This window comes from Pseudonocardia ammonioxydans, from assembly GCF_900115005.1.
GTDB classification, from domain to species: domain Bacteria; phylum Actinomycetota; class Actinomycetes; order Mycobacteriales; family Pseudonocardiaceae; genus Pseudonocardia; species Pseudonocardia ammonioxydans.
In genome coordinates this window covers 1-3880 of the sequence record NZ_FOUY01000113.1, presented here as the reverse complement: position 1 = coordinate 3880, position 3880 = coordinate 1, and the positions used below count along the sequence as shown (strand labels likewise).

4 protein-coding genes and 1 pseudogene are annotated in these 3880 nt (G+C 70.5%); 2 read left to right on the top strand and 3 right to left on the bottom strand.

Annotation, left to right across the window (positions count from 1 at the left end):
• From BM093_RS34250 to BM093_RS34240, 3 genes are all read right to left on the bottom strand, one after another.
• A partial coding sequence (locus tag BM093_RS34250) for a heavy metal translocating P-type ATPase (protein ID WP_093357471.1) occupies positions 1-1888 on the bottom strand: 1888 nt, incomplete at its 3' end.
• 370 nt (positions 1889-2258) lie between these two features.
• A complete protein-coding gene (locus tag BM093_RS34245; protein ID WP_085916792.1) occupies positions 2259-2471 on the bottom strand; it encodes a heavy-metal-associated domain-containing protein in 213 nt (70 codons plus the stop codon).
• 102 nt (positions 2472-2573) lie between these two features.
• Positions 2574-2858, bottom strand: coding sequence for a metal-sensitive transcriptional regulator (locus BM093_RS34240; RefSeq protein ID WP_093357462.1), 285 nt, complete (start codon positions 2856-2858; stop codon positions 2574-2576).
• A 318-nt stretch (positions 2859-3176) separates the two neighbouring features.
• On the opposite strand from BM093_RS34240, the gene BM093_RS34235 reads away from it, so the two are divergent.
• Both BM093_RS34235 and BM093_RS34230 read left to right on the top strand, forming a co-directional pair.
• Positions 3177-3458, top strand: a complete 282-nt coding sequence (locus BM093_RS34235) for an NADH-quinone oxidoreductase subunit A (RefSeq protein WP_093357467.1) — start codon at positions 3177-3179, stop codon at positions 3456-3458.
• Positions 3449-3880: pseudogene (locus BM093_RS34230) on the top strand (hypothetical protein); the annotation flags it as partial. The gene BM093_RS34235 and the pseudogene BM093_RS34230, both read left to right, overlap by 10 nt.

Sequence of the window (3880 nt, the reverse complement as noted above, 5' to 3'; positions counted from 1 at the left end):
CGACCTTGCCCTCGCTCTGCAGCCGCTCGATGACCGCCAGCTTGTCGGCCGGCATGACGTCGGCGATCACCGTGTCCGGGCCGGCCGCGATCCCGACCTCGGCGGCCACCGACTCGGCGACGGCCTGGTTGTCGCCGGTCAGTAGCACCGGCGTCAGCCCGAGGCGGCGGAACTCGGCGATCGCCTCGGCGGAGGTGTCCTTGATCGTGTCGGCGACGACGAGCACGGCGCGGGGCTGACCGTCCCAGGCGACGGCGACCGCGGTCCGTCCCTGCGCGGCCTCGGTCGCGGCGGCGTGGGCGAGTGCGCCGGACAGCGGGGTCGACCACTGCTCGAGTAGCCGGGGCCGGCCGACGAGCACGGCGTGGCCGTCGACCACGCCCTGCACGCCGAGGCCCTCGTAGTTGGTGAAGTCCTCGACGCCCGGCAGGTCCCCGGTGCGCTCGGTCGCGCCGTCGGCGATCGCCGCAGCGATGGGGTGCTCGGAGGCCTTCTCCAGAGCCCCGGCCAGCCGCAGCGCGGTGGCCTCGTCGACCCCGTCGGCGGTGTGGACTCCGGCCAGTGCCATCTTGCCGGTGGTCACAGTGCCGGTCTTGTCCAGCACGACGGTGTCCACCCGGCGGGTGGACTCCAGCACCTCCGGGCCCTTGATCAGGATGCCCATCTGGGCGCCGCGCCCGGTGCCCACCAGCAACGCGGTGGGCGTAGCCAGGCCCAGCGCGCACGGGCAGGCGATGATCAGAACGGCGACAGCGGCGGTGAACGCGGCCGTCGCACCGACACCGGCGCCGAGCCAGAAGCCCAGCGTCACCACGGCGACGACAATCACGATCGGCACGAACACCCCGGAGATGCGGTCGGCGAGGCGCTGCACGGCAGCCTTGCCGTTCTGGGCGTCCTCGACCAGCCTTGCCATCTGCGCGAGCTGGGTGTCGGAGCCGACCCGGGTGGCCCGCACGACCAGCCGCCCACCGGCGTTGACGGTGGCCCCGGCGACGGTGTCGCCGACGGCGACCTCGACCGGCACGGACTCGCCGGTCAGCATGGACGCGTCGACCGCGGAGCGTCCTTCGACGACCTCGCCGTCGGTGGCGATCTTCTCGCCGGGGCGGACGACGAACCGGTCACCGACCGCGAGCTCGGAGGTCGGGATGCGCTTCTCGACGGTGCGCCCGTCCTCGTCGCGCAGGACCGTGACGTCCTTCGCGCCGAGTTCGAGAAGCGCGCGCAGCGCGGCGCCGGCGCGGCGCTTGGAGCGCATCTCGAAGTAGCGCCCGGCCAGGACGAAGGTGATGACGCCGGCCACGACCTCGAGGTAGATGTTCCCCGCGCCGTCGGTCGGGGAGACCGACAGGGTGAAGGGGTGGGTCATGCCAGGGATCCCGGCGGTGCCGAAGAACAGGGCGTAGACCGACCAGGCCATCGCCGCGGTGGTCCCCATGGAGATCAGCGTGTCCATGGTGGCGGCGCCGTGGCGCAGGTTCGTCCAGGCCGCCCGGTGGAACATCGCACCCGCCCAGGCCCAGACCGGGACGGTGAGAACCAGCGACAACCACTGCCAGTTCACGAACTGCAGGGCAGGCGCCATCGCCATGGCGATGACCGGCACCGCGAGCACGGCGGAGACCACCAGCCGGTGCCGCAGGCTGCGCAGCGCCTCGTTCTCCCCGCCACCGGCATCGCCACCGGCATCGGCATCGGCGGCCGGATCGGTCGGCAGCGTGGCCGTGTAGCCGGCGGAGGCGACGGCCGCGACCAGCCGGTCGGCGTCGACCCCGGTCGGGGCCGAGACCTTGGCCTTCTCGGTGGCGTAGTTGACGGTGGCGGTGACGCCGTCGAGCTTGTTGAGCTTGCGCTCGACCCGGTTCGCGCAGGAGGCACACGTCATGCCACCGATCGCGAACTCGATCTCCTGGACGTCCTGGCCGGGCTGCGGCAGTGTCGCGGTCACTGGTGTCCCCCCTCACTGTGCGCGGGTGAGTTGATGTCCGCGATGGCAGGAGCGCTGTAGCCGCCCGCGTGACCGGCGGCGCCGCTGGGAGCGGGCTGCAGGTGTGCGGTCGGGACATCAACAGCGGATCCGGTCGCAAAGGCTCCTGCGCCGAGCAGGACAGCGGCCGCACCGTAGGCAGAAAGTCGCGCGACGGTATTCATGGATCGTTCCCTCTTGTTCGGACCCGATCCGGGTGGACGTCGGTGGCGCCGCTGGGGCAGCGCGTGCCTCGGTGACCCGTACCGGGTAGGTGGTCAGGTCGTGATCAGGAGTCGGATACGACCTGGTAGCCGGCCTCGGTGACTGCGGCGCGCACGGAGTCAGGGGAGACCTCGCCCTCGCCGGTGACGGTGACCGCGCCGGTCGGCAGATCCACGGCCACATCGGTCACGCCGACGATCTCACTGATCTCCTCGGTGACCGAGGCGACGCAGTGACCGCAGGTCATGCCGGTGACGGTGTAGGTGGCGCTACTCATGGCTCGGATACCTCTCTCGTGACGGCCGCGGCGCAGGCCGCGGTTGGCTTCGGCGCCCGGGGCGGTGATGCCACACCTTGCGCCGGGTCTGTGAAGGGCCGGTCAGGACCGGACCAGGCGCGCAATGGCCGCGCTGGCCTCCTCGATCTTCTCCTCGGCGACCGCCCCGCCCTCGGCGGCGGCGTCGGTGACGCAGTGCTTGAGGTGCTCGTCGAGCAGGCCCAGCGCGACGGCCTCGAGTGCCTTGTTGACCGCGGAGACCTGGGTGAGGATGTCGATGCAGTACTTGTCCGACTCGATCATCTTGCTGATCCCGCGGACCTGCCCCTCGATCCGGCGCATCCGCTTGACGTGCGCTTCCTTGTTGTCGGCGTAACCGTGCTGCATCGCCTACCTCCTCGTGTCACTCACACTGTACCCCTAGGGGGTACCCGCATCAAGGTGGTCAAGTGTCCGGCCCAGCTGTGTCGGGTTACGGTCAGCGTGGCCTCGGGCGCGGCGCGGGTGGCCCCACCCGCTGGTTCCCACGCCGCGAGTACCGGCAACGCCAACGGGTAAGACCACGACAGTGTGACTTGCACAGATGCTGTGCCCCGGTAGGGTACGCGCCTATTGCGGCTGATCAGGGGGTGCGAGGTGGAGTCATTTGTGCCGCTGGCGGTCCTTGCGGGCGCAGTCGTCCTGGTCGTGTCAGTAGTCGTTGGAATGTCTCAAATGGTCTCAGTCGGGCCCGTCCTGAAGGGCCGCCTGCCACATCTGGGGGGCCTGCCGCCGGTGGAGCATGCGGTCTCGCGCTTTCACGTCCGCTGGTACGCGGTGACGATGATTTTCTTGGCCTTCGACATGGAGATGATCTTCATGTACCCGTGGGCCGTCGTCGTCGCGACGATGGGGACGGCGGCGGTCGTCGAGATGTTCCTGTTTCTCGCGATCCTGCTCGCTGGCGTCGTCTACGCGTGGCGCGAGGGGGCCCTGCGATGGACCTGACTGCCGTCCTGCTGAGGTTCGCGGCTGGGGTGCCGCACGTCCTGCTCGTTGCGGTGCCCGGTCGCCCCGGGCTGCGCATGGATACCGAACTCCTGATCAGGCGGCGCGGGTGGCCGGAGGCGACGAGCCCAGCTGAGGCCGATGTGCTGCTCGTCGCCGGGCATCCGGGACCTGAGCTGGGTGAGGTCGTCGAGAGTCTCTGGCGGGGGATCCCCGCACCACGGGTTCGGCTCGACCTCGACGACGACGCTACGACCGCGCACCTCGAGCGGCTGCTCGATCGGCTCCCCGCACGGCTGGCGGATGTTCGACTTGCTCGCGAGGAAGCCATAGCTGCCGCTGCCGTCTCCGACGTGGCGGACGAATCACACGCCGACCCCGCGCATCACGGCGAGCACGGCGAGCACGGCGAGCACGGCGAG